The sequence below is a fragment of the Spirosoma humi genome, assembly GCF_054776575.1.
Genome location: NZ_BAAHBR010000008.1, coordinates 402054 through 421237, shown reverse-complemented (window position 1 = coordinate 421237; position 19184 = coordinate 402054). Strand labels below are relative to the sequence as shown.

At 49.0% G+C, this 19184-nt stretch carries 21 protein-coding genes and 1 pseudogene; 10 read left to right on the top strand and 12 right to left on the bottom strand.

Annotated features, from left to right (window positions below):
• Positions 1–21 precede the first annotated feature (21 nt).
• The gene (gene rfbB / locus ACYU8Y_RS10455) at positions 22–1083 is read right to left on the bottom strand and encodes a dTDP-glucose 4,6-dehydratase (protein ID WP_460936858.1); all 1062 of its coding nucleotides are present in this window, start codon (positions 1081–1083) and stop codon (positions 22–24) included.
• Positions 1084–1153: 70 nt separating this feature from the next.
• Entirely contained in the window at positions 1154–2194 is a 1041-nt protein-coding gene (gene galE, locus ACYU8Y_RS10450; RefSeq protein WP_460936856.1) for a UDP-glucose 4-epimerase GalE, read from the bottom strand.
• Positions 2195–2323: 129 nt separating this feature from the next.
• On the opposite strand from galE, the gene ACYU8Y_RS10445 reads away from it, so the two are divergent.
• Positions 2324–3199 carry a transglutaminase-like domain-containing protein gene (locus ACYU8Y_RS10445; protein WP_460936854.1) on the top strand — a complete coding sequence of 292 codons (876 nt, stop codon included), beginning with the start codon at positions 2324–2326 and terminating at the stop codon, positions 3197–3199.
• Positions 3200–3245: 46 nt separating this feature from the next.
• Here the strand turns inward: ACYU8Y_RS10445 and ACYU8Y_RS10440 are convergent, their stop codons facing one another.
• Positions 3246–3926 carry a 4'-phosphopantetheinyl transferase family protein gene (locus ACYU8Y_RS10440; RefSeq protein WP_460936852.1) on the bottom strand — a complete coding sequence of 227 codons (681 nt, stop codon included), beginning with the start codon at positions 3924–3926 and terminating at the stop codon, positions 3246–3248.
• Positions 3927–3945: 19 nt separating this feature from the next.
• Between ACYU8Y_RS10440 and ACYU8Y_RS10435 the strand changes: the two genes are divergently transcribed.
• From ACYU8Y_RS10435 to folB, 3 genes are all read left to right on the top strand, one after another.
• Positions 3946–4845, top strand: coding sequence for a WD40 repeat domain-containing protein (locus tag ACYU8Y_RS10435; RefSeq protein ID WP_460936850.1), 900 nt, complete (start codon positions 3946–3948; stop codon positions 4843–4845).
• A 121-nt stretch (positions 4846–4966) separates the two neighbouring features.
• On the top strand, positions 4967–5884 hold the full coding sequence (locus ACYU8Y_RS10430) for a DivIVA domain-containing protein (RefSeq protein ID WP_460936848.1): 918 nt from the start codon (positions 4967–4969) through the stop codon (positions 5882–5884).
• 139 nt (positions 5885–6023) lie between these two features.
• Positions 6024–6374 carry a dihydroneopterin aldolase gene (folB, locus tag ACYU8Y_RS10425; RefSeq protein WP_460936846.1) on the top strand — a complete coding sequence of 117 codons (351 nt, stop codon included), beginning with the start codon at positions 6024–6026 and terminating at the stop codon, positions 6372–6374.
• Positions 6375–6415: 41 nt separating this feature from the next.
• On the opposite strand, the gene ytxJ is transcribed toward folB, so the two are convergent.
• Together ytxJ and ACYU8Y_RS10415 are read right to left on the bottom strand one after the other, a co-directional pair.
• Positions 6416–6745: a bacillithiol system redox-active protein YtxJ gene (gene ytxJ / locus ACYU8Y_RS10420; RefSeq protein WP_460936845.1), complete on the bottom strand. Its 330-nt coding sequence runs from the start codon at positions 6743–6745 to the stop codon at positions 6416–6418.
• Between the two features lie 54 nt (positions 6746–6799).
• Complete coding sequence (locus tag ACYU8Y_RS10415; protein ID WP_460936843.1) at positions 6800–7108, bottom strand: phosphoribosylpyrophosphate synthetase; 309 nt, start codon at positions 7106–7108, stop codon at positions 6800–6802.
• A 60-nt stretch (positions 7109–7168) separates the two neighbouring features.
• Between ACYU8Y_RS10415 and ACYU8Y_RS10410 the strand changes: the two genes are divergently transcribed.
• Together ACYU8Y_RS10410 and rsgA are read left to right on the top strand one after the other, a co-directional pair.
• Positions 7169–8443, top strand: coding sequence for a 3-deoxy-D-manno-octulosonic acid transferase (locus ACYU8Y_RS10410; RefSeq protein ID WP_460936841.1), 1275 nt, complete (start codon positions 7169–7171; stop codon positions 8441–8443).
• A gap of 96 nt (positions 8444–8539) precedes the next feature.
• The gene (rsgA, locus tag ACYU8Y_RS10405; protein ID WP_460936839.1) at positions 8540–9466 is read left to right on the top strand and encodes a ribosome small subunit-dependent GTPase A; all 927 of its coding nucleotides are present in this window, start codon (positions 8540–8542) and stop codon (positions 9464–9466) included.
• Positions 9467–9556: 90 nt separating this feature from the next.
• Here the strand turns inward: rsgA and ACYU8Y_RS10400 are convergent, their stop codons facing one another.
• The 5 genes and pseudogenes from ACYU8Y_RS10400 to mce form a co-directional block, all read right to left on the bottom strand.
• Positions 9557–10933: a cystathionine beta-synthase gene (locus tag ACYU8Y_RS10400; RefSeq protein WP_460936837.1), complete on the bottom strand. Its 1377-nt coding sequence runs from the start codon at positions 10931–10933 to the stop codon at positions 9557–9559.
• Positions 10934–10960: 27 nt separating this feature from the next.
• The gene (locus ACYU8Y_RS10395) at positions 10961–11533 is read right to left on the bottom strand and encodes a hypothetical protein (protein WP_460936835.1); all 573 of its coding nucleotides are present in this window, start codon (positions 11531–11533) and stop codon (positions 10961–10963) included.
• Positions 11530–12658, bottom strand: a pseudogene (locus tag ACYU8Y_RS10390) (AAA family ATPase). The gene ACYU8Y_RS10395 and the pseudogene ACYU8Y_RS10390 overlap by 4 nt, the downstream one beginning before the upstream one ends.
• 50 nt (positions 12659–12708) lie before the next feature.
• Positions 12709–14358, bottom strand: coding sequence for a M1 family metallopeptidase (locus tag ACYU8Y_RS10385; protein WP_460936833.1), 1650 nt, complete (start codon positions 14356–14358; stop codon positions 12709–12711).
• Between the two features lie 6 nt (positions 14359–14364).
• Entirely contained in the window at positions 14365–14772 is a 408-nt protein-coding gene (gene mce / locus ACYU8Y_RS10380) for a methylmalonyl-CoA epimerase (RefSeq protein WP_460936831.1), read from the bottom strand.
• 146 nt (positions 14773–14918) lie between these two features.
• Between mce and ACYU8Y_RS10375 the strand changes: the two genes are divergently transcribed.
• Entirely contained in the window at positions 14919–15245 is a 327-nt protein-coding gene (locus tag ACYU8Y_RS10375; RefSeq protein WP_046577768.1) for a HesB/IscA family protein, read from the top strand.
• Positions 15246–15404: 159 nt separating this feature from the next.
• A complete protein-coding gene (locus ACYU8Y_RS10370; RefSeq protein ID WP_460936829.1) occupies positions 15405–15992 on the top strand; it encodes an acyl-CoA thioesterase in 588 nt (195 codons plus the stop codon).
• 28 nt (positions 15993–16020) lie between these two features.
• Here the strand turns inward: ACYU8Y_RS10370 and ACYU8Y_RS10365 are convergent, their stop codons facing one another.
• On the bottom strand, positions 16021–16524 hold the full coding sequence (locus tag ACYU8Y_RS10365) for a GNAT family N-acetyltransferase (protein ID WP_460936827.1): 504 nt from the start codon (positions 16522–16524) through the stop codon (positions 16021–16023).
• A 165-nt stretch (positions 16525–16689) separates the two neighbouring features.
• Positions 16690–17883: a Gfo/Idh/MocA family protein gene (locus ACYU8Y_RS10360; RefSeq protein ID WP_460936825.1), complete on the bottom strand. Its 1194-nt coding sequence runs from the start codon at positions 17881–17883 to the stop codon at positions 16690–16692.
• A gap of 77 nt (positions 17884–17960) precedes the next feature.
• Here ACYU8Y_RS10360 and pnuC point away from each other — a divergent pair, with 77 nt between their 5' ends.
• Both pnuC and ACYU8Y_RS10350 read left to right on the top strand, forming a co-directional pair.
• Positions 17961–18629 carry a nicotinamide riboside transporter PnuC gene (pnuC, locus tag ACYU8Y_RS10355; RefSeq protein WP_460936823.1) on the top strand — a complete coding sequence of 223 codons (669 nt, stop codon included), beginning with the start codon at positions 17961–17963 and terminating at the stop codon, positions 18627–18629.
• Between the two features lie 250 nt (positions 18630–18879).
• Entirely contained in the window at positions 18880–19182 is a 303-nt protein-coding gene (locus ACYU8Y_RS10350) for an isoamylase early set domain-containing protein (protein WP_460936821.1), read from the top strand.
• Positions 19183–19184: the final 2 nt, after the last annotated feature.

The window sequence follows — 19184 nt, the reverse complement described above, 5'->3', positions numbered from 1 at the left end:
CTCTCATTCGAAAGTCAAAATTTATCTATTCGCGTACATTCCCTGATAATAACTCTGGTAAGCGCCTGAAGTGACGTTGTCCAGCCAGGTCTGGTTAGCCAGGAACCAATCGACGGTTTTTTCGAGGCCTTCCGCAAACTGAAGGGATGGTTGCCAGCCTAACTCATTCATGATTTTATGCGCATCGATGGCATAGCGCAGGTCATGCCCGGCCCGGTCGGTAACGTACGTAATCAGTTGAGCCGAAGTGCCTTCTGGCCGACCAAGTTTACGGTCCATGATCTGGCAAAGCAGGTTCACGATGTCTATATTTTTCCACTCGTTGAATCCGCCAATATTGTACGTTTCGCCTTCTTTACCTTTATGGAAAACCGCATCGATAGCCCGGGCATGATCAACGACGAACAACCAGTCGCGCACGTTTTCACCTTTGCCGTAAACGGGTAAAGGCTTGTTGCTTTGAATGTTGTGAATCATTAGCGGAATCAACTTCTCGGGGAAGTGATTCGGACCGTAGTTGTTTGAACAATTTGACAGCACAACGGGCAATTTATACGTGTTGCCGTAGGCCCGGACAAAGTGGTCAGATGCCGCTTTCGAGGCTGAATAGGGTGACTGTGGGTCGTAAGGCGTCTCTTCGGTGAAGAAGTCTTCGGGATTGTGAAGTGAACCATATACCTCGTCGGTCGACACGTGGTAGAACCGTTTTCCTTCGAAGCCCGATTCACTGGCAGCCCAGCTATTCTTGGCCGCATTGAGCAGATTAACCGTACCAACCACATTGGTCATCACAAACGACATTGGGTCGGTGATGGACCTATCAACGTGCGACTCAGCCGCCAGGTGAATGACGCCATCCAACGACAGTTCGGCGAACATGTCCTCCAGAAACTTAGCGTCGGTGATGTCGCCTTTAATGAACGTGTAGTTTGGTGCATGCTCAATGTCCGACAGGTTTGCCAGGTTACCGGCATAGGTCAGTGCATCGAGATTGTAAATCTGATACTCAGGGTACTTAGTAACGAACAGCCGAACAACGTGCGAGCCAATAAATCCAGCACCACCAGTAATTAGAAGTTTCATTTTTAGTGTTATCTATTTTTAGAATCAGTACCACCGATTACGGTAAAGAAAGCTTAAACGCACCAGAGCGTTATTGCTGTGCACTCAGTTTTTGCTGCCACTGCCAGGCATCGCGCAATGACTCGGCCAGCGAGCGCTGTGCCTGCCATTCCAATACACGATTTGCTTTGCTGACATCGGCATACACCTGTTCAACGTCACCAGCCCGACGTGGGCCAACGCTATAGTTTACCTTAACGCCGGTCGCCTGTTCAAAGGTTTTGATCACATTCAGAACGGTCTCGCCCCGGCCCGTACCAATATTGATAACGTCGTAGGAAGATTCATCCTGGGCTTCAATGAGCTTTTTCAGGGCTTGTACGTGCGCATCGGCCAGGTCCATCACGTCAATATAATCGCGTACGCAGGTCCCGTCAGAGGTATTATAGTCATCACCATACACGGTGAGACTGGACCGGATACCGGCCGCTGTCTGGGTAATAAAAGGCACCAGGTTAGCCGGAACGCCCAGCGGTAATTCGCCAATTTCAGCTGATGGATGCGCCCCAATGGGGTTGAAGTACCGGAGCGCCAGTGCCTTAACGGGTATCTTCGCGTGCACGGCATCCCGAATGATATCCTCGCCAATAGCCTTCGTATTTCCATAAGGCGACTGGGCGGGCAAGCGGGGTGTTTCTTCCGTTACGGGCAACTGCTCAGGCTGGCCATATACCGTACAGGACGACGAAAAGACAAAATTCTTTACGTTGTAAGCAGGCATCAATTCCAGCAGCAGCAGCAACGAATCCAGATTGTTGCGGTAGTATTTCAGCGGCTGAGCCACCGATTCACCCACCGCTTTATAAGCGGCAAAATGAATCACGCCCGTTGGCCTTTCCTTGCGGAAAATATCTTCCATGGCGCTGGCATCGTTGCAATTGACCGGATAACAGGTTACGTCGTGACCAAGAATTGTTCGCAGTCCGTCCAGTGCGGAGCGTTCGGAGTTGGAAAAATCGTCAACAATGACCGGCTCAAAACCAGCGTTGACCAGCGATACAACCGTGTGCGAGCCAATGAATCCAGCGCCACCGGTTACCAGAATTTTGGGAGAATTGCCTGAGAGAGTCAAACCGTTTTTTATAAAATTTTTGTTGCTATTTTAGCATAGCAACTCCTATAACAGCACAAAAGTAGTATATTCAGGAGGTTTCGGAAACAGTTTTTATTCTGGGGTACTCTGTTAAAGCAACACAAACGAATGAACGATAACGAATTGAAAGCCCTTATCTCGCTCCTGGACGATGAAGACCGGGAAGTCGTTGAGCACGTTGAACAGCGAATTCGACAGATGGGTGGTCAAATGATCCCATTTCTAGAATCTGAATGGGAAGGGAGCTTCAATCCCGATCTACAAAAACGAATCGAAGAAATTATCCACGATCTTCAGTACGAATCCGTTCTTGACCGGATGCGCGACTGGAAAAATGGGGGCGCTATGGACCTTCTGGAAGGGCTCTGGATCGTAGCGACCTATCAATATCCTGACCTTTCCTTAGATCGACTGAAACAGGAAGTAGAACAACTGTACTACGATGTCTGGGTCGATTTTAAAACGGACATGCACCCCGACGAACAGATCAAGGCGATGAACAGCGCCTTTTTCTCGAAACTAAAATTCGCTCCCAATACCAAGCATTTCCATTCTCCGGCCAACTCCATGATCAATCAGGTACTCGAATCGCGTCGGGGCAACCCCATCACGCTTTGCGTACTATACATGCTCATTGCCAAACGATTGAACCTGCCCGTTTATGGCGTTAACCTGCCTAACCTGTTTGTGTTGACGTATAAAAACAGCACTGGCGTTCAGTTTTACATCAATGTGTTTAACCGGGGGCTGGTCTTTACAACAAAAGACATCGACCAGTACATTGATCAGCTAAACATTAAGCGTTTAGATACTTTTTACCAACCTTGCACGAATGCCGACATCATTCGACGGGTGCTCCGGAATCTGACCTTGGCATTTGAAAAAAACGGTGATACGGAACGGGTTCGGGAAGTCGAACAAATCTTGAATACGGTTCGGGATGATGGCGACGGACTTCCGCTTTCCGATTATACCCAGCGGTAAATCATCAGGGTACTTACGGAATTTATTCTGTAAGTACCCTGAGCAATCAATAAGCTACGGCCAGCAGGCCCGGCCCGGCCTGAAAGCACTGAATAATCAATTGCTCCTGGTGATTTGGCAAACGTACGTGACCAATTAAATGGGAAGCTCCGTCGGCAAACGGCTCGACGTGCAGATGCTCCCGAAACGTAAGCTGACGCTTGCCGTAAAGTTTATATAACGCTTCTTTGGCGCACCAGTAAACCGCCAGCCGGTTGGGATCTCCCGCAGCATGGGCAATTTCACTTTCCGACAGAACACGCGGCACCACTCGCCTAAACTGCTCTCGAATCGGTTCTATATCAATACCGACCGGGCGTGACTGGTGCAATACCGCAGCTGCCCAGCCACCCGTATGCGACAGAGAAATATGCCAGGGTGAGTCGATCAGGTGCGGTTTTCCAAATTCATCTTTCCGCAACCCCTGATAGGGCATTCCCTGCAACTCGGTCAATTGCCGAATCGCAACCCGGCACGCCAGCCATTCTACCCGCTGCGCCGGGTGACTGATGCCCGCCAAATCTTCCTGTTCCGACATGGTCAGCGGCAACCCCGCCCGCAACGTCGGCTCATCTTCGGTAATAGCCTGGAGCCGGGCCACACAGTCGCTGGTAATGTTTATCTGAAAAGTCACCACCAAAAGTCGGAAGTCGTTCGAGAAAAAGAAAGGATTAGCGACCTTTGACATCAACTTGTTTTGTCGATCTGTGTTCGTAGAAAAAATAGATACCTTCGGTGGGCATCGCGACCCCGTTTACACGCTCGAACGTGGTCCTCTTGCTGAACAGTTTTTTTCGGCAGGTGGCGATGGTCAGGTGGTGCAATGGCAGCTAAATCGTCCTGATTTGGGGCAGTTGATCGCCAAAGTACCTACTTCAATCTACGCCCTGGCCCTACACCCCACAAGTGGACTTTTATGGGTCGGTCAGAACCACGAAGGCATCCATGTCATTGATCCGATCAGGAAGCAGGAAGCCGCTTCGTTGAAACTGACATCGGCGGCCATTTTCGATATCAAATTCTACAAAACGGATGCGTTTTTAGCCTTGTCAGACGGCGTTGTAGCGGTTGTTACCACTGATCCGCTGGTGGTTAAAAAGCACATCAAAGCGTCGGACCAATCGGCTCGCTGTTTGGCGGTAAATCCGGTGGAACGAGAGCTGGCGGTTGGGTATAGCGACAACGTTGTGCGTATTTTTGACCTGGCAACGTATGAACTCAAACGGGTTATTCAGGCGCATAGTAACTCCATCTTTACGGTTGCTTATTCTCCTGATTTTCAACACCTGATTACGGCCGGACGCGATGCGCACATGAAAGTCTGGGATGTAGAGCAGGGCTATTCTTTGCAACAGGATATTGCTGCCCATCTGTTTGCCATTAATCACCTGTCGTTTAACCCATCGGGAAATCTGTTGGCTACGGCCAGTATGGATAAGTCCATAAAAATTTGGGATGCCGATTCATACCGGCTGCTGAAAGTGGTTGATCGGGCCCGACACGCTGGCCACGGAACATCAGTCAACAAGATTCTGTGGACAGACTACAATGAATTACTCCTCTCGGCCAGCGATGATCGGACGATTTCGGTATGGAAACTGAACTAAAACAGCTAGATTAAGTAGGATTCTCCTCTTTTTTGCCCTAATCTTTGTAAAATAGGTATGAAGACCGTTACTTCACCTTTACTTGGCTATTGAGTATTACACTAAAACCCTTAGCGCACCAATGAAAATTACGCCCATTGAAATCCGGCAACACACGTTTGAAAAAGGGTTGCGCGGTTATAAAACTGACGATGTTGACGCGTTTCTGGTTTCGCTCTCTCAGGAATGGGAACGCTTAACTGGCGAATATAAAATGTTGAAGATGCAGCTTGAAATAGCCGAGAAAGAGCTAGGAAAGCTGAAAGAAGTGGAAATGACGCTGTTTCGCACGCTTAAAACGGCGGAAGATACCAGTACACAAATCACCGAACAAGCCAACAAGGCCGGTGAGAAATACGTCGACGAAGCCAAACACCAGGCTGATGAAATCATAGCCGATGCCCGCAAGCGTTCGGCCCTGATGGTTCAGGATGCCGAGAACCAGGCCCGTTATCTGAAAGATAATATTCTAAACGATATCAAATCGCTGGAGCATGATTTTAAGGCGCTGGAAAGCTATAAAGAAAATCTGGCGGCTCAAATTCGGACACTGGCCAGCAACGCCGTTGATAGCGTCGACCGATTTGAAAAGAAATTTGCCAAGCAGAATTTAAAAGGAAAAATTGACGAGGTAACGTCGCAGATTCAGGATGAGGTAAAAGAACCTGAATCACCAGATTCAAGCCCGGCGGAAATATCACCTGAACTGAACGGGCCAGTCAACATTGCCGCCGAATTACCTGAGTTGATCGAGCGTGAAACGTCTATTCCCGAGGCCATTCCGGTTGATGAATCGGTAACCGAAAAGCTTGATGAGGCACTTCATGAACCTCATCACGAGGCAGATCAACCCATCGCTGAGGCAGAAGCGACGGACAATGCAACAACGCCCGAACCTGTGCTGGCAGAGGTACACGTCAGCGAGCCCAGAGCGGCCACAGAAGAAGTAACCGAAGAGGTTGCCACCAAGAAAAGCGGTTCGTTTTTCGATCAGATTTAGTAAGCCATCTGACTGATGAAGTCCGTTTTTCCCCCTGATTTCATCGGCACATTTAAGAAATAACCTACAGAAGCACCCCGATTTCTCCCACCGCTACGGTAGCCGAGAAAGTCGGGGTTCTTCATCATCAGACGACATTATGGGAACCATTGCGCTGGAAGGCCTTGAGTTTTTTTCATACCACGGCTTTTACGACGAGGAACAGAAAATTGGCAATAAATATGCGGTAGATATTGTCGTCACAGCCGACTTCTCGGAAGCGGCCCGGCGGGATCGCCTGAGTGCTACGGTTAATTATGAGGATTTGTACCGGATTACGGCTGGCGTCATGAAACAGCCCGCCCGATTGCTGGAGCACATTGCCCACCAGATCATCCAGGAGATCCGCACAACTTATGAGGATCTGGAAGCGGTTGAAGTTAGTGTATCCAAGTTCAATCCGCCTATTGGGGGCGTTTGCCACCGGGCAAAAATAACGTTGAAAGAGTAAACGTACCGTGGATCGCCTGGGCGATCCACGGTACGTTTGTATTACACAGCCTGTTGTAAGCCCGCAAAGGAAATTCCCATATGCGAGGCATCATAAACACACGCGCCATTCCGAATCAGCAATACCTGGGGCGATTCGTGCTCAACACCAAAATCATTCTCAATCTTAGCCGAGATTGGCCGGTTGGCCAGCAAGTCAAGGTAGTAAGGCTTTACCCCGAGCTGGTCGTTCCAGTTACGCTCCATCCGGCTGAGCGCCATGGCACTAATAGAACAAGTCGTGCTGTGTTTGAAAATTAACACAGGCTGCTTGGCCGACTCTTCTTTGATTGTGTCAAGCTGAGTGTCACTTGTCAGTTTATTCCAGTTCATCGTATCAACATACTTTCTATTGACTGTAAATCCATTTCGGGTAGTAAAAGTTCGTCAGTTTTCAGGGGTATATCTCAGTTTTTCAGCCATTTCGGGTGAGATTGACTCGGAGTAGGCACCATAGGCATCAACGAGCACACCTTTGTTACCATTCTTCGCTTCGATGGCATACAAAACGGATTCATCACCGGGGTCTGTCATGCCTTCAAACCGGTAGACGTCGACGACATCGAAGTCAGCAGGCCGTAATTGAATATCGTCGGGCTGGCAATGCAGATGATCCGACTTGAGATTATAATCCTGCGTAAATCCCTGCTGGCGGAGGCCTTCGAGGGCTTCGGTGAGTGTTTCGTAGGCGTGCATGGTAGTCTTCAGTTTAAAATTGAGTGTGTAGCTTTGTACTATAACCAACCTTCAGTTCGCTTGTTTTCGGGACTCTATAACACAGGCATTGTCGCTTACCAAACGTTGCTGCGGCTAGTCGCTCCTTTCATACCCAAAGCCCGGCTGTGGGTTGATGGTCGGCACGATTGGGCTCACAAATTAAAGCAGCAACTGGCGGGAAACAAAAAGCCGATCGCCTGGTTTCATGCGGCATCCCTGGGTGAGTTTGAGCAGGGACGTCCCGTTATTGAAGCATTTCGCACGGCCTACCCCGATTACAGGATTCTGTTAACGTTTTTTTCGCCCTCCGGTTACGAGGTCCGCAAGGATTACGAGGGTGCTGATTACATCGTTTATCTGCCTGCGGATACGCCTGCCAATGCCCGGCAATTTGTCCGGTTGGTTCGTCCAGAGATTGCCTTCTTCATTAAATATGAATTCTGGTACAATTACCTCCGTGCACTGAAAGACGCCCGTGTACCGATCGTTTCGTTCTCGGCGATATTCCGCCCAAATCAGCTTTTTTTCAAGCCCTGGGGCCAGTTTTACCGGAAGATGCTTCATTATTTCGACCATTTCCTGGTACAGAATCAGGAATCTGTTTCTCTACTGACCAGCATCGACATCCCCAAGGTGACGCTTGCTGGCGACACGCGATTTGATCGGGTAGCACAGGTTGTCACGACCAAAAGGGCTATTCCAATAGCTGAAGCATTCAAGAATACGAGTCCGCTACTGGTTATTGGCAGCGCCTGGCCCGATGATATGGCCGTTCTGATCCCTTTCCTGAATGCCTTTTCCAATCCACTTAAGGTAATTATTGCCCCGCATGAAATCCATAGTGACGAAATCGAGCGGTGGCAAAATCAATTGACAAAACGGTCGATTCGCTTCTCAGAAGCAGCCAACGTCGATCTGGCTACAGCCGATATCCTTATCATCGACAATGTGGGCATGCTGTCATCACTCTATCAATACGGTGAGTTTGCCTACATTGGCGGGGCCTTTAAGCAGGGATTACACAACATTCTGGAAGCGGCAACCTTTGGAATGCCGGTGTTTTTTGGGCCGGAATTCGCTAAGTTTCAGGAAGCCGTCGACTTGGTAAACGAGGGTGCCGCCTTTCCGGTTAGCAACGTTGCGGAATTGACTTCTGCCTTCAGTGAACAGTATAAAAACGCGGAGAAAGCCAGTCAAATTAGCCGCCAATACGTTCAGCGGAACATTGGGGCGACGACCAAGGTTATGGAAGTTGTACGGAAATTATTGAGCGAAATCGGACCGCAGCCGCGGACGGTCGCCGATGCGGAGTAAATGAGCGGCTAGACTGTCGAGAACCTATTTACTCCGTGAACCTTTCATTGTTTTTCACTCACTCTTTCGTTCATTCACTCTTTCACTCATTAAACATTGCAAAACGGCTTAGTCTTACGGTCCACCGGTTCCTGGTACGAAATTCGTAACACAGACGGACATATTTTCCGGGGCCGACTAAAGGGGAAATTCAAACTGAAGGGTCTCAAGGTCACGAATCCAATCGCGGTGGGCGATCGGGTACTGTTTGACGTGGAGGATGAAGCCGAAAACACGGCCATTATCACCGACATTGCTCCCCGCGATAATTACATCATCCGGCAGTCGGTTCATAAAACGGCGCATGGCCATATGCTGGCCGCGAACATCGATCAGGCCGTGCTGCTGGCAACGCTGGCCATGCCGCGTACGTCCACGGGTTTCATTGATCGATTTCTGGTCTCGGCCGAATCCTTCCGCATTCCAACCACGATTGTCTTCAACAAAATCGATATTCTCAACGAGGAAGGCCTGGCTTTTCAGCAGGAAATTATTGAGTTATACGAGCGTATCGGCTATAACTGCCTGTCGACATCAGCGACGGAAAACGAAGGTGTAGACGCGTTTCGCGAGCTGCTCGATCAGAAAGTAACGCTGGTAGCAGGTCACTCGGGCGTGGGAAAATCGTCGCTGGTGAACGCCATCGCTCCTGATCTGAACCTGCGCACAAACGAAGTGTCGACCTTCGCCAATAAGGGCGTTCACACAACAACCTTCGCCGAAATGTTCGAGCTAGCACCAGACACCTATATTATCGACACGCCGGGCATCAAGGAGCTTGGGTTGATGGACACGTCGAAAACCGAAATCGGCCATTATTTCCCCGAAATGCGCGACCGGCTAAACAAGTGCCGCTTCAACAACTGCCTGCATATCAACGAACCCGGCTGCGCCATCAAGGAAGCCGTTGGCGAAGGCGATATTGCCGAAAGCCGATACATGAGCTACCTGAGCATGATGGAAGGAGACGATAACCGACGTTAACCACGTAGAGACCGGTCCGCCGGTGCGGCATAATTGCGTCTCCCATGCGTCAGTAAAACCACCCGATTAGAGAATATACGTCCCCGTAGGTTAATTCGTCATGGCGGCCAGCAAATCGGCCTGCGTGATGATGTGTACCTGCTCGCGCTCATCACGTACCAGAAGCGCTTTGTTATCGCGATCAATCAAGGACGACAGGGCGTCAATGGTGTTATCGAGGCCGACAAATTTGAACGGCTTGTCCATAACCTCGCTAACGGGATGGTCTTTTACGGCAGGGTCGTCAATGAGCCTGTTCAGTACCGTTGAGTCGGTCAGGCTCCCGACGATATGTCCGGTCTCGTCCGTGACCGGAATCTGCGAAATGCCATACCGGTTCAGTACCTGAATGGCTTGACTTACTGAAACGCCCGCTCCAATCGTTGTCAGCTGCGACTGGCCGGTTTTGTGGTGGATAATATCGCGGGCGGTTTTGAACGCACGGTCTTCCAAAAAGCCGTGGTCTTTCATCCAGGTATCGTTGTAAATTTTGGCCAGATAGCGGGTACCATGGTCAGGTAGTAGAATGACCATCACATCATCGTCAGTGAGGTGTTCTTTTGCCCATTCCAGCGCGCCATGTACTGCTGTTCCGCACGACCAGCCCACGAATAGTCCTTCTTCCCGAGAAAGCCGACGGGCCATGATAGCTGCATCTTTATCGGTTACCTTTTCGAAATGGTCGATGACACTGAAATCGACGTTTTGTGGCAGAATATCTTCGCCGATGCCTTCTGTCAGGTACGGATAGATTTCCCCTTCATCGAACTGGCCGGTTTCCTTGTATTTCTTGAATACTGAACCGTAAGTGTCCAGACCAAGCGAAACAAGATTCGGGTTCTGCTCTTTCAGGAATTTCGATGTGCCACAGATGGTTCCACCTGTACCAACACCGGCGGCAAAGTGTGTGATTTTACCGTCGGTATCGCGCCAGATTTCGGGACCAGTCGTTTCGTAATGAGCAGCCGTGTTAGCCGGGTTGTCGTACTGATTCGGATAGAGCGAATTGGAAATGTCGCGATTGAGCTTTTTAGCCACGGAATAATACGAGCGGGGATCATCGGGAGCCACGTTCGTTGGGCACACAACGACCTCTGCACCTACCGCCCGCAAAATGTCGATCTTTTCCTGCGACTGTTTATCAGCCATCGTGAAAATGCACTTGTAGCCCTTCCCGATGGCAGCCAGGGCCAGTCCCATGCCCGTATTACCACTGGTGCCTTCGATGATGGTGCCACCGGGCTTGAGTACGCCCCGCGCTTCCGCGTCTTCGATCATCCGGATGGCGATCCGATCTTTCACCGAGTTACCGGGATTAAAATACTCGACTTTCGCCAAAATCGTACCCCGAATGCCTTTGGTAACCTTATTCAGTTTCACCAGGGGCGTATTGCCAATGGTATCTATGATGGAGTTGTAGTAGTTCATCGTTGTTGAGTTTTGTTGTACTGATTGTTACGCTGCGTTATACTTCGCAAGGAAGTCTGTAACCTGTTTGTGAAAATGCCGAAAGATATCCGAGCGTGACTCCAACCAGGAAACATCAAAATCGGCTAAAATGTCATTGGCTGTAAGAATTTGCTTATCAACGAGATTGGTTTCTCCATAAACTGATCGCTTAGCTTCTGAACGCGGATATGATTCCAACGGAGTGTTTTTCCCGGCCTCTTCTTTGTGGCGTTTAATATACCATAGCCAATACTCAATACACTGCACCGGCAGCATCAATACGACTGGATGGCTTCCACACTTAGTTGTATATACCTCCTGCCTAGCCTTTATAGTTGGTTTGTGCTCAGTATCGATGTCACGGCTAACAAACAATATATCCAATCCTAGTAAAGCTCGTTGCCTTAAAGCATCTGGTAACAGTTTGTCCACTTGAGTGCCATTCGTCGCTTTAAATCGCCAGCGTTCGGCTTCGTCCTCAATGAACGTTTCGGGATATTGCTGATGAAGGTATTTTTCGAGAAAATTACGCTGAGCTTTATCTTCTCCGAAAAAACCATACGTGATAATCCGACTCATTTTGGTACTCCTCCCAAAAAGCCGACTGTCCAAGCATCACCTAGCGAATCTGTATAATGCGGAGGCTCAATTCCCAACTCCTTACTCTTAATTATCTCTGGTTCTATTACATCATGCTGTAAGTTCTTGACATGGGTAGCCCCCTCATCATCTTTGTCAAAAATGAAGACTGATTCTGGCATGTCTTTAAACATATCAACCACAATTGGACTGTGTGTCGTCATAATGACTTGGACATCCTTTTCCTCCGCCAGTCTAAAAATGAATTGTATGACCTCGACTATCCGGCGTGGGTGAATACCTTTTTCGGGCTCTTCTAAAAGCAGGAGTTTAGGCGGGTTGGGTTGGTTAATGATGCAGAGAAGGGCGACAAAATAAAGAGTACCCTCGGAGAGTTCATCAGCCCAATAAATTGTCTTTTGCTTACCATTTGTCAAACCAATACGCTTGAATGTCTTATCTCCAAATTGCTTGACTAGTTCCGGAGTAGATTCAACGTTCTGAAAGTTAATTTCTGTAAATTCGGGAACACACTTGGCTAAGTCCGCCTTTATTTGAGCAAAAGTGGTTGGGTATTCATCCCTAATTCGATCAAAAAAGGCAATCAAATTAGACGCATCCGCAGTCACAGAATCATCTCCTCGTCCAACTGGAGCAGGTTTATCAAGTTTGTTCGGATCGGGTTTATAAATACAAAGATTCTCGAGTTTAAATTGCAGGTTCCTCAAAGGAATATTAACATCCTTATCAATAGGAGCTTCCCGAAAATCTAGTGGTAATTTATTAATATCTTCATTGGAACCTTCAGCAATCTTAAGTGTGATTTTGTCCGAGACAAAGCGGCTTTCAGACTTGCTCGATACCTTGTGTAAATCCATCGTCTTCCCAAGGTAGTGTTTGATCAAAAATGAGATATATGAATGGTGTCACATGCTTTTTTTTCAAGAAGACAATACTCTGATCGAAATAATTGAGGTCATTAGTAAGATCAGTAACAATCTCCAGCGCCTTCAAAAAATTAGTCTTGCCTGAGTTATTAGGACCAATAAGCAGATTGACTTTTTGAAGGTCGAGCGTGACGTCTTTCAGGCTCTTGAAATTCTGGATCGAAACGCGCTTGAGCATGAGTGGCAACGGTTAGTGGCAGTAAGCAGGCTGGATTGCAAGGTAAGTATTTACTTACCCATTTGTACAGCCCGCATCAGGACAGTATTATCCGGGTCGATGACGACCGAGACTGGCTTGGTGGCTAGTGGGACTGTGAACGTTTGGGTTTGCTCGGTCATCGTCAGGCGGGCGGTGCGGCTGGTTTCGCGGCCATTAGCCCCCCGAATGCTGAACGTGAGCGGTACGACAAAAAAAGCGCCCGAACGCTGCGCCTGCCGAATGTCGATGACCAGCGCTTTCTTGGCCGCATCGTAACTCGACCCCCAAACGATTTCGGGATAGCCCGGCTGGTGAAGCCACTGTTGAAAAAACTGCCCTAATTTCTTGCCCGAAACGGCTTCCATGACGGTCTGTAAATCGCTGCTTTGCGCATTCGCATTTCGGAATTTCTCGTAATAAGTCCGAATGCCTTTCCAGAATACCTCATCGCCAAGCTCGTGCCGCAACATGTGTAACACCCAGCCGCCTTTCTGGTATGAGTTCGGATTCAGCAGGTCCATTAAATTGGCCGCTGTTGAATCGACAATCGTGCTTTTGGGCTTGAGCGCCGAGTACCGAAAAATCTGGCCCTTGTTCTGGTTGAGTACCGCATTGAGCGTGTCTTTGCCATACGCGTGTTCGAGGTAGAGCGCTGAGAAATACGTCGCAAAGCCTTCGCTCAGCCACAGCTGCGACCAGTCGGCTTCGGTAGCCGAATTACCAAACCACTGATGCGCTATTTCGTGCGCCAGCAACGCTTCTACGTCGGAATCTTTCTTACCGACGATCACTTTTTCACTGTAAAAAATACAGCTCGCGTTTTCCATTCCTCCAAAAACCGTTGTCGACTCGACGTTGGCTAATTTCTCGTAGGAATATGGTCCGATTTTATCCACGAAGTACTGCAAAATCTCCTTGGCCGGGCGGTAATCAACAAATCCCTTCTGGCTATCTCTGGGGTAAAGCCAGCTTTGCACGGGTACCCCGCTCACGGAACCAACCTCTTCAACAGCGAATTTGGCTGCGCCAATGACCATCACTTTGGTCGGGATAAGCGTATTTTCCTGCCAGCGCGTCAGCTTGCGCCCGTTCGGCAAGCTACTTTCATTAACCAGTTTCCCATTGGCAATAACTCGATAGATCGCGGGGGCATTGACGGCAAAGGAACAGGTAGCTTTATCCGACGGGTGATCAACGACGGGTAGGTAGTTACGGGCGTTGTTGGGCCAGTTATCGCCGAAGAAAGTACGTTCGCCAAATTTATTCTGACTAATAATCAGACCCCTTGCCGGTGTACCGCCGTACCGGATAATCACTTCGGTAGGCTGGTTGGGAGCGGCAGCCAGATTAATGAACACCCGGTCGTTGCGCTGGCTGAACGGAACGGCTTTCCCATCGGGTAAACTAACCGAGCGGACCCGCATACCGGTTTCTGATGAATCGCGGGGGCTGATCAGGTCGAACCAAACGGTTTGCCGGTCATCGGCACGAGTGAAGCGAATGGCCGTTTCGCCCTGAATCTGATTGGTGGAATCGCTTATTGTGAGCGAGAACGCATAATGCTGAACATCAACGCCGGGCTGGGTGTATCGGGCGGCATAGCCTGGTAATTGTGCATGAGCCAGGCCGGCTAGCAGCGTCAGCAACGTCAATAGAAATCCTTTTTTCTGTTTATTCATTCGTCTTTACGCCTTTATCTCCTGACACAATTCAATCAGCACGCCATTTGTGCCCTTTGGATGCAGGAAACAGACTAGTTTGTTATCAGCGCCCCGTTTAGGGACTTCATTTAATACGGTAAATCCCTCGCTTTTCAATCGGTCCATCTCCGCCAGGATATCATCTACTTCAAAGGCGAGATGATGGATTCCTTCCCCTTTCTTCTCGAGAAATTTTGCAATCGGACTGTCTGGCCTTGTAGCTTCAAGCAATTCAATCTTTGTTTGATTTACTTTAAAAAACGACGTCAGTACGCCTTCCGATGCGACCGTCTCCGTTTTGTAGGGCTGGACATTCAGTAGTTTAGCGAATAAGTCGTTCGATGCCGCCATGTCCCGTACGGCAATTCCGATGTGTTCAACGTTGGTTAGCATAGGCGTGTCCGACAGCCTCTGGCCGTCGAAATGCGGTTAATGCCAATAGCCTCTGGCTATCGGATACATGCGATAAGAACTTTTCTGTTTGGCCGAAAGTTATAGAGAAAGCATTGATATGCGTCAATTTTGACTTGATTACGACTATGGTTACTGTTTCAGAAATCGCCAAAAACAAGATTGTTGAACTCCGTCAGAAAGACGGTCTTGCCGAAAATACGGCCATCCGCGTAGCAGTAGAAGGTGGTGGATGTTCAGGATTGATGTATGATCTTCAATTTGATGCTACGCAGCAACCCACCGACCATCTTGTTGAAGATAAAGGCATTAAGATTCTGGTAGACCGCAAGAGTTTACTGTATCTGGCGGGTACGGAACTTGATTTCTCGGACGGCTTGAACGGAAAAGGCTTTCAGTTTAAAAACCCCAATGCCACCCGCACCTGTGGTTGTGGAGAGAGCTTTGCCGTCTAAGTTGCATTGCCAACCCGACTAGATTTGACTAATTTCCTTGAGTTAAGAGCCGCCTGATCGCGGCTTTTTTGTTTAACTCACCTTTGGTCAACTTTTGATGCATCAGATTGTGTAACTATGTAATCAAAATCCTGCCGATCACACAAATTTCCGTTTCAGATGACAGCAAAACCCGTTAGTTACTCACGCACAACACTTACCGAGTTAATGATTCCGTCTTATGCCAACTTTGGCGGCCGCGTACACGGCGGCATATTGCTGTCGCTGATGGACAAGGTTGCCTACGCCTGTTCGGCCAAACACGCGGGTCAGTATTGTGTTACGGTATCGGTTGACGGGGTTAACTTTCGGCAACCGGTTGATGTGGGCGAATTAGTTTCCCTGCTGGCATCGGTCAATTATGTTGGTCGGACATCGCTGGTTGTGGGTATCAAGGTTATTGCCGAGAATGTAAAAACGGGAACGGTCAAGCACACAAATACGTCGTACTTTACAATGGTGGCAAAAGATGACGCGGACCAGCCTACCGAAGTCCCTCCCCTGCTGCTCGAAACACCCGACGATGTCCGGCGTTTTTTGGAAGCCATGAAACGCAAGGAACTTCGGGCATCATACAGCGAACATTTCGATAATGCCAAAACGCGGATGCTGGTAAAGGAAAATATTGGCAAACTGATGAAAGAACGTTGTGCGTTATCAGCTAGTCTAAGCCAGGATTGGCTTGATTCAACAGATTCGCTCAGGTAGCTTATCGGTTGAAACATGTGGTGGGATTTTAGAAACTAATCTCCCACCACAACATATTCTCTATCTGATCGAACAGGCGAAACCCGCTTTTTTCCAGCACTTTTTGGGAAGCCACATTTTCCGCGTCGGTGTCGGCTACGACCCGTTGGACACCAGGCTGCTGACCGGCCCACTTGACCATCCCTTTGACCATTTCCGTCATGTATCCCTGTCGATGCAGACCCGGATACGTTCCATAACCAATCTCGATGGTACCGGTTTCATCCGGTTCGCCCTTGAATTTTGCTTCGGCCACAAACTGTTTTTTCTCCCGGTCGATGGCCAGCCACATGGTATGAAAAAGCGGATCGAGCGTAGGGTCCTTCAAGCGGGGGATGGTAAAATAAACGATGATGCTCCGCACAGGTTCCACCGCTTGCCGGTATCCTTTCTGTAAGCCCAGGGTTTGCTCCAGTTCATATTTATTGGCAATATGAAGGTAGAGCTGGTCAAGCGTGAGCGGAATGATGGTCAGACGGGGCGTTTCAATCATGGCGTATCAACTGTTCGTCTGCCTTACGTAGGACAGCATTTCCTTTAGACGTCAACCGCATCAGCATATCCGTTGATTTTAGCGTGCAAGAAACGAATTTGACCGATGATGAGCAACAGTCAATATACTTAGCGGAGTCTCATCAGCACTCCTCAAACCCGTACGTCATGCCAGGTCCCGCTCGATAATCTTTCCGCTGGCTTTCTCTTTCAGGATCACTTTATTCCGGCCATCATGCGTCATTTCCTGTTTGATCAGGTAGTGATCGGCATCGTACTCGACAAGCGTGGATTCGGGTTTAAGCCCTTCCTGTCCGCGCCAGACCGGTAAACTTACTTTTTCCCACTGCTTCGTTTCCGCGGATTTATAGGCCGCATCGAGAACAGAGTTCACGACATAGCCATCGTAGAACGTTTCGGCAGGCTCACAACCTGCTTCCTGCGATTTGAACATGTCGGTAAACATGTGATTGTAACCCAGATCGTTTACTTCATCGCCAACCGGAAATAGCCAGCCCGTGTTGGATTCGGCTTTTTCGGCCACATAATCGGCCCCTTTTCCCGTAGTGAACATTTCAAAACCCGTTCGCAGGAAGTTATTGATCCAGATGGTGCCTTCGGTACCCATCACTTCATCGCGGAGGTCCATACCGCCCCGGAAAGTCCAGCTCACCTCGAACTGCCCAATGGCCCCATTCTCGTACTTCACCAGGGCAATGGCGTGGTCTTCGGCATCGATGGGTTTTACCTGCGTAGCGGCCCAGCACATAACCTCTACCGGCTTTACATCTTTACCAATAAAACTCCGGGCGATTTCGACACAGTGACAACCCAGATCGAGCATACAGCCGCCCCCAGCCTGTTCTTTGTCCCAAAACCAGTCAGAGTGCGGTCCCGGATGTGTCTCGCGGGATTTGGCCCAGAGGATTCGACCCAAAGCACCGTTTTTGACACTATCGAGCGCTTTCAGAAACTTGGGCGTGTAACACAAGTCCTCCAGGTAACCGGCAAAAATACCCGCTTCTTCAACCGTCTGCATCATCCGCAACGCTTCATCGGCATTCCGACCGAGCGGTTTCGTGCACACCACCGATTTCTTATGCTTAGCGCAGAGGTTGACCGCCGTTTCGTGAATGTTGTTGGGAAGCGCAATACAAACCATGTCCACATCCGGATGCGCAATGACTTCTTCCATGTTGGTCGAAGCAAAATCACAGCCGTAATCGGTAGCAAATTTCTGGGCGGTTTCTTCCCGCCGGGCGTAAATGGCCACAACTTGATCCCGGCTGCGCTGGCCATGAATGGATTCGGCGTAGAAGCGGCCAATGAAGCCGCCCCCGAGCATAGCAATACGTTGCATAGGTAAGGGGTTAAATAAAGGGTTAATCCGTACTTTCGTGTACGTAAAGTAGAGGACACCCACCGTATTTTTTACTCATGATCGAGTTTTTCGATATTCATACTATTCTTTTCACGTTGTGGGATTACCCTATGAGTTACCTCGAATTTTTCGGGGTTTTATCCGGGTCAGTAGCCACCTGGCTCGCGGCTCGTGCCAACGTCTGGAGCTGGCCAATCGGGGCCGCGAGTGTCCTGCTGTTTTTCTTTCTGTTCTTTCAGATTCAGCTCTACCCCGACATGTTTCTGCAAGTCTTCTTTTTCGTCACGAACCTGCAGGGCTGGTGGCGCTGGACGCATCCCAACGATCAGGAAGCCGACCAGCACAACGAACTCCGCATTACGCGGCTTATTGGACGCCCGCTGGTGATGGTTTTACTGAGCGGACTGGCGGCAACCGCTATTCTGGGCACGTTTGCACAAAATCTGCATATCTGGTTTCCCGTGCTTTTTAGTCAACCCAGCGCGTTTCCTTACCTCGACTCATTCACGACTGTCATGAGTATCATTGGCACGTTTATGATGATTCATAAAAAGCTGGAGTGCTGGTGGGTCTGGCTGCTCGTAGACCTTATCAGCACTTTTATGTATTTCACCAAGGGCGTCAAGCTGGTTGGGATTGAATATGCCATTTTTTGCCTGATCGCTTTTCAGGGAGCCTGGCACTGGACGCGCGCGTACCGATCCTACCCGACACAAACGAGGTGACAGTGGGTTGTACTCCAGCTACATGCAGTATAACTTTCTGGCGGCTTAGGTTTACCCGATGTATTCGTAATCGACCGAGATTTCGGCCTAACTCTTGTCATAAAATAGTACGTTTTTTAGACAAGTAATTATAAAACAAAATATATTAATTATAGTTTTTTAAAGAATATTTATCCTTAACGTACTGACAACTATCATATTACTGATTTTGTATTATAACTTTGTATTGAAAATCAAACAGTGAACCTCTATGGCAGTTGCCAAACAATTCCTCAAAAGCAAGCCCCTTGCGAAAGTAACATTTGAATTGTCGGCCGAAGCCGTCAATGGTGCTAAAACGGTCGCTCTGGCCGGCGAATTCAATGGCTGGGATGCCCAGGCCCTGAAAAAACAGAAAGATGGTTCTTACAAAACTACGGTTGAATTGCCCGTTGGTGGCGAATACCAGTTCCGTTACGTTTTGGATGGTACAACATGGACAAATGATTCGGCTGCTGACAAATACGTTCCAAGCGGAGTTTCGTTTGAAGAGAACTCAGTGGTTGTTCTCTAAGC

Excerpts from the sequence above, each read along its gene's own strand:
- ACYU8Y_RS10365 (WP_460936827.1), bottom strand. The coding sequence starts at position 16,524 with ATGATTGAAACGCCCCGTCTGACCATCATTCCGCTCACGCTTGACCAG.
- ACYU8Y_RS10370 (WP_460936829.1), top strand. The coding sequence starts at position 15,405 with ATGACAGCAAAACCCGTTAGTTACTCACGCACAACACTTACCGAGTTA.
- ACYU8Y_RS10400 (WP_460936837.1), bottom strand. The coding sequence starts at position 10,933 with ATGAACTACTACAACTCCATCATAGATACCATTGGCAATACGCCCCTG.
- rfbB (WP_460936858.1), bottom strand. The coding sequence starts at position 1,083 with ATGAAACTTCTAATTACTGGTGGTGCTGGATTTATTGGCTCGCACGTT.
- ACYU8Y_RS10440 (WP_460936852.1), bottom strand. The coding sequence starts at position 3,926 with ATGTCAAAGGTCGCTAATCCTTTCTTTTTCTCGAACGACTTCCGACTT.
- ACYU8Y_RS10350 (WP_460936821.1), top strand. The coding sequence starts at position 18,880 with ATGGCAGTTGCCAAACAATTCCTCAAAAGCAAGCCCCTTGCGAAAGTA.
- pnuC (WP_460936823.1), top strand. The coding sequence starts at position 17,961 with ATGATCGAGTTTTTCGATATTCATACTATTCTTTTCACGTTGTGGGAT.
- ACYU8Y_RS10395 (WP_460936835.1), bottom strand. The coding sequence starts at position 11,533 with ATGAGTCGGATTATCACGTATGGTTTTTTCGGAGAAGATAAAGCTCAG.
- ACYU8Y_RS10375 (WP_046577768.1), top strand. The coding sequence starts at position 14,919 with ATGGTTACTGTTTCAGAAATCGCCAAAAACAAGATTGTTGAACTCCGT.
- ACYU8Y_RS10360 (WP_460936825.1), bottom strand. The coding sequence starts at position 17,883 with ATGCAACGTATTGCTATGCTCGGGGGCGGCTTCATTGGCCGCTTCTAC.
- folB (WP_460936846.1), top strand. The coding sequence starts at position 6,024 with ATGGGAACCATTGCGCTGGAAGGCCTTGAGTTTTTTTCATACCACGGC.
- ACYU8Y_RS10385 (WP_460936833.1), bottom strand. The coding sequence starts at position 14,358 with ATGAATAAACAGAAAAAAGGATTTCTATTGACGTTGCTGACGCTGCTA.
- mce (WP_460936831.1), bottom strand. The coding sequence starts at position 14,772 with ATGCTAACCAACGTTGAACACATCGGAATTGCCGTACGGGACATGGCG.
- ACYU8Y_RS10415 (WP_460936843.1), bottom strand. The coding sequence starts at position 7,108 with ATGCACGCCTACGAAACACTCACCGAAGCCCTCGAAGGCCTCCGCCAG.
- ACYU8Y_RS10430 (WP_460936848.1), top strand. The coding sequence starts at position 4,967 with ATGAAAATTACGCCCATTGAAATCCGGCAACACACGTTTGAAAAAGGG.
- ACYU8Y_RS10445 (WP_460936854.1), top strand. The coding sequence starts at position 2,324 with ATGAACGATAACGAATTGAAAGCCCTTATCTCGCTCCTGGACGATGAA.
- ytxJ (WP_460936845.1), bottom strand. The coding sequence starts at position 6,745 with ATGAACTGGAATAAACTGACAAGTGACACTCAGCTTGACACAATCAAA.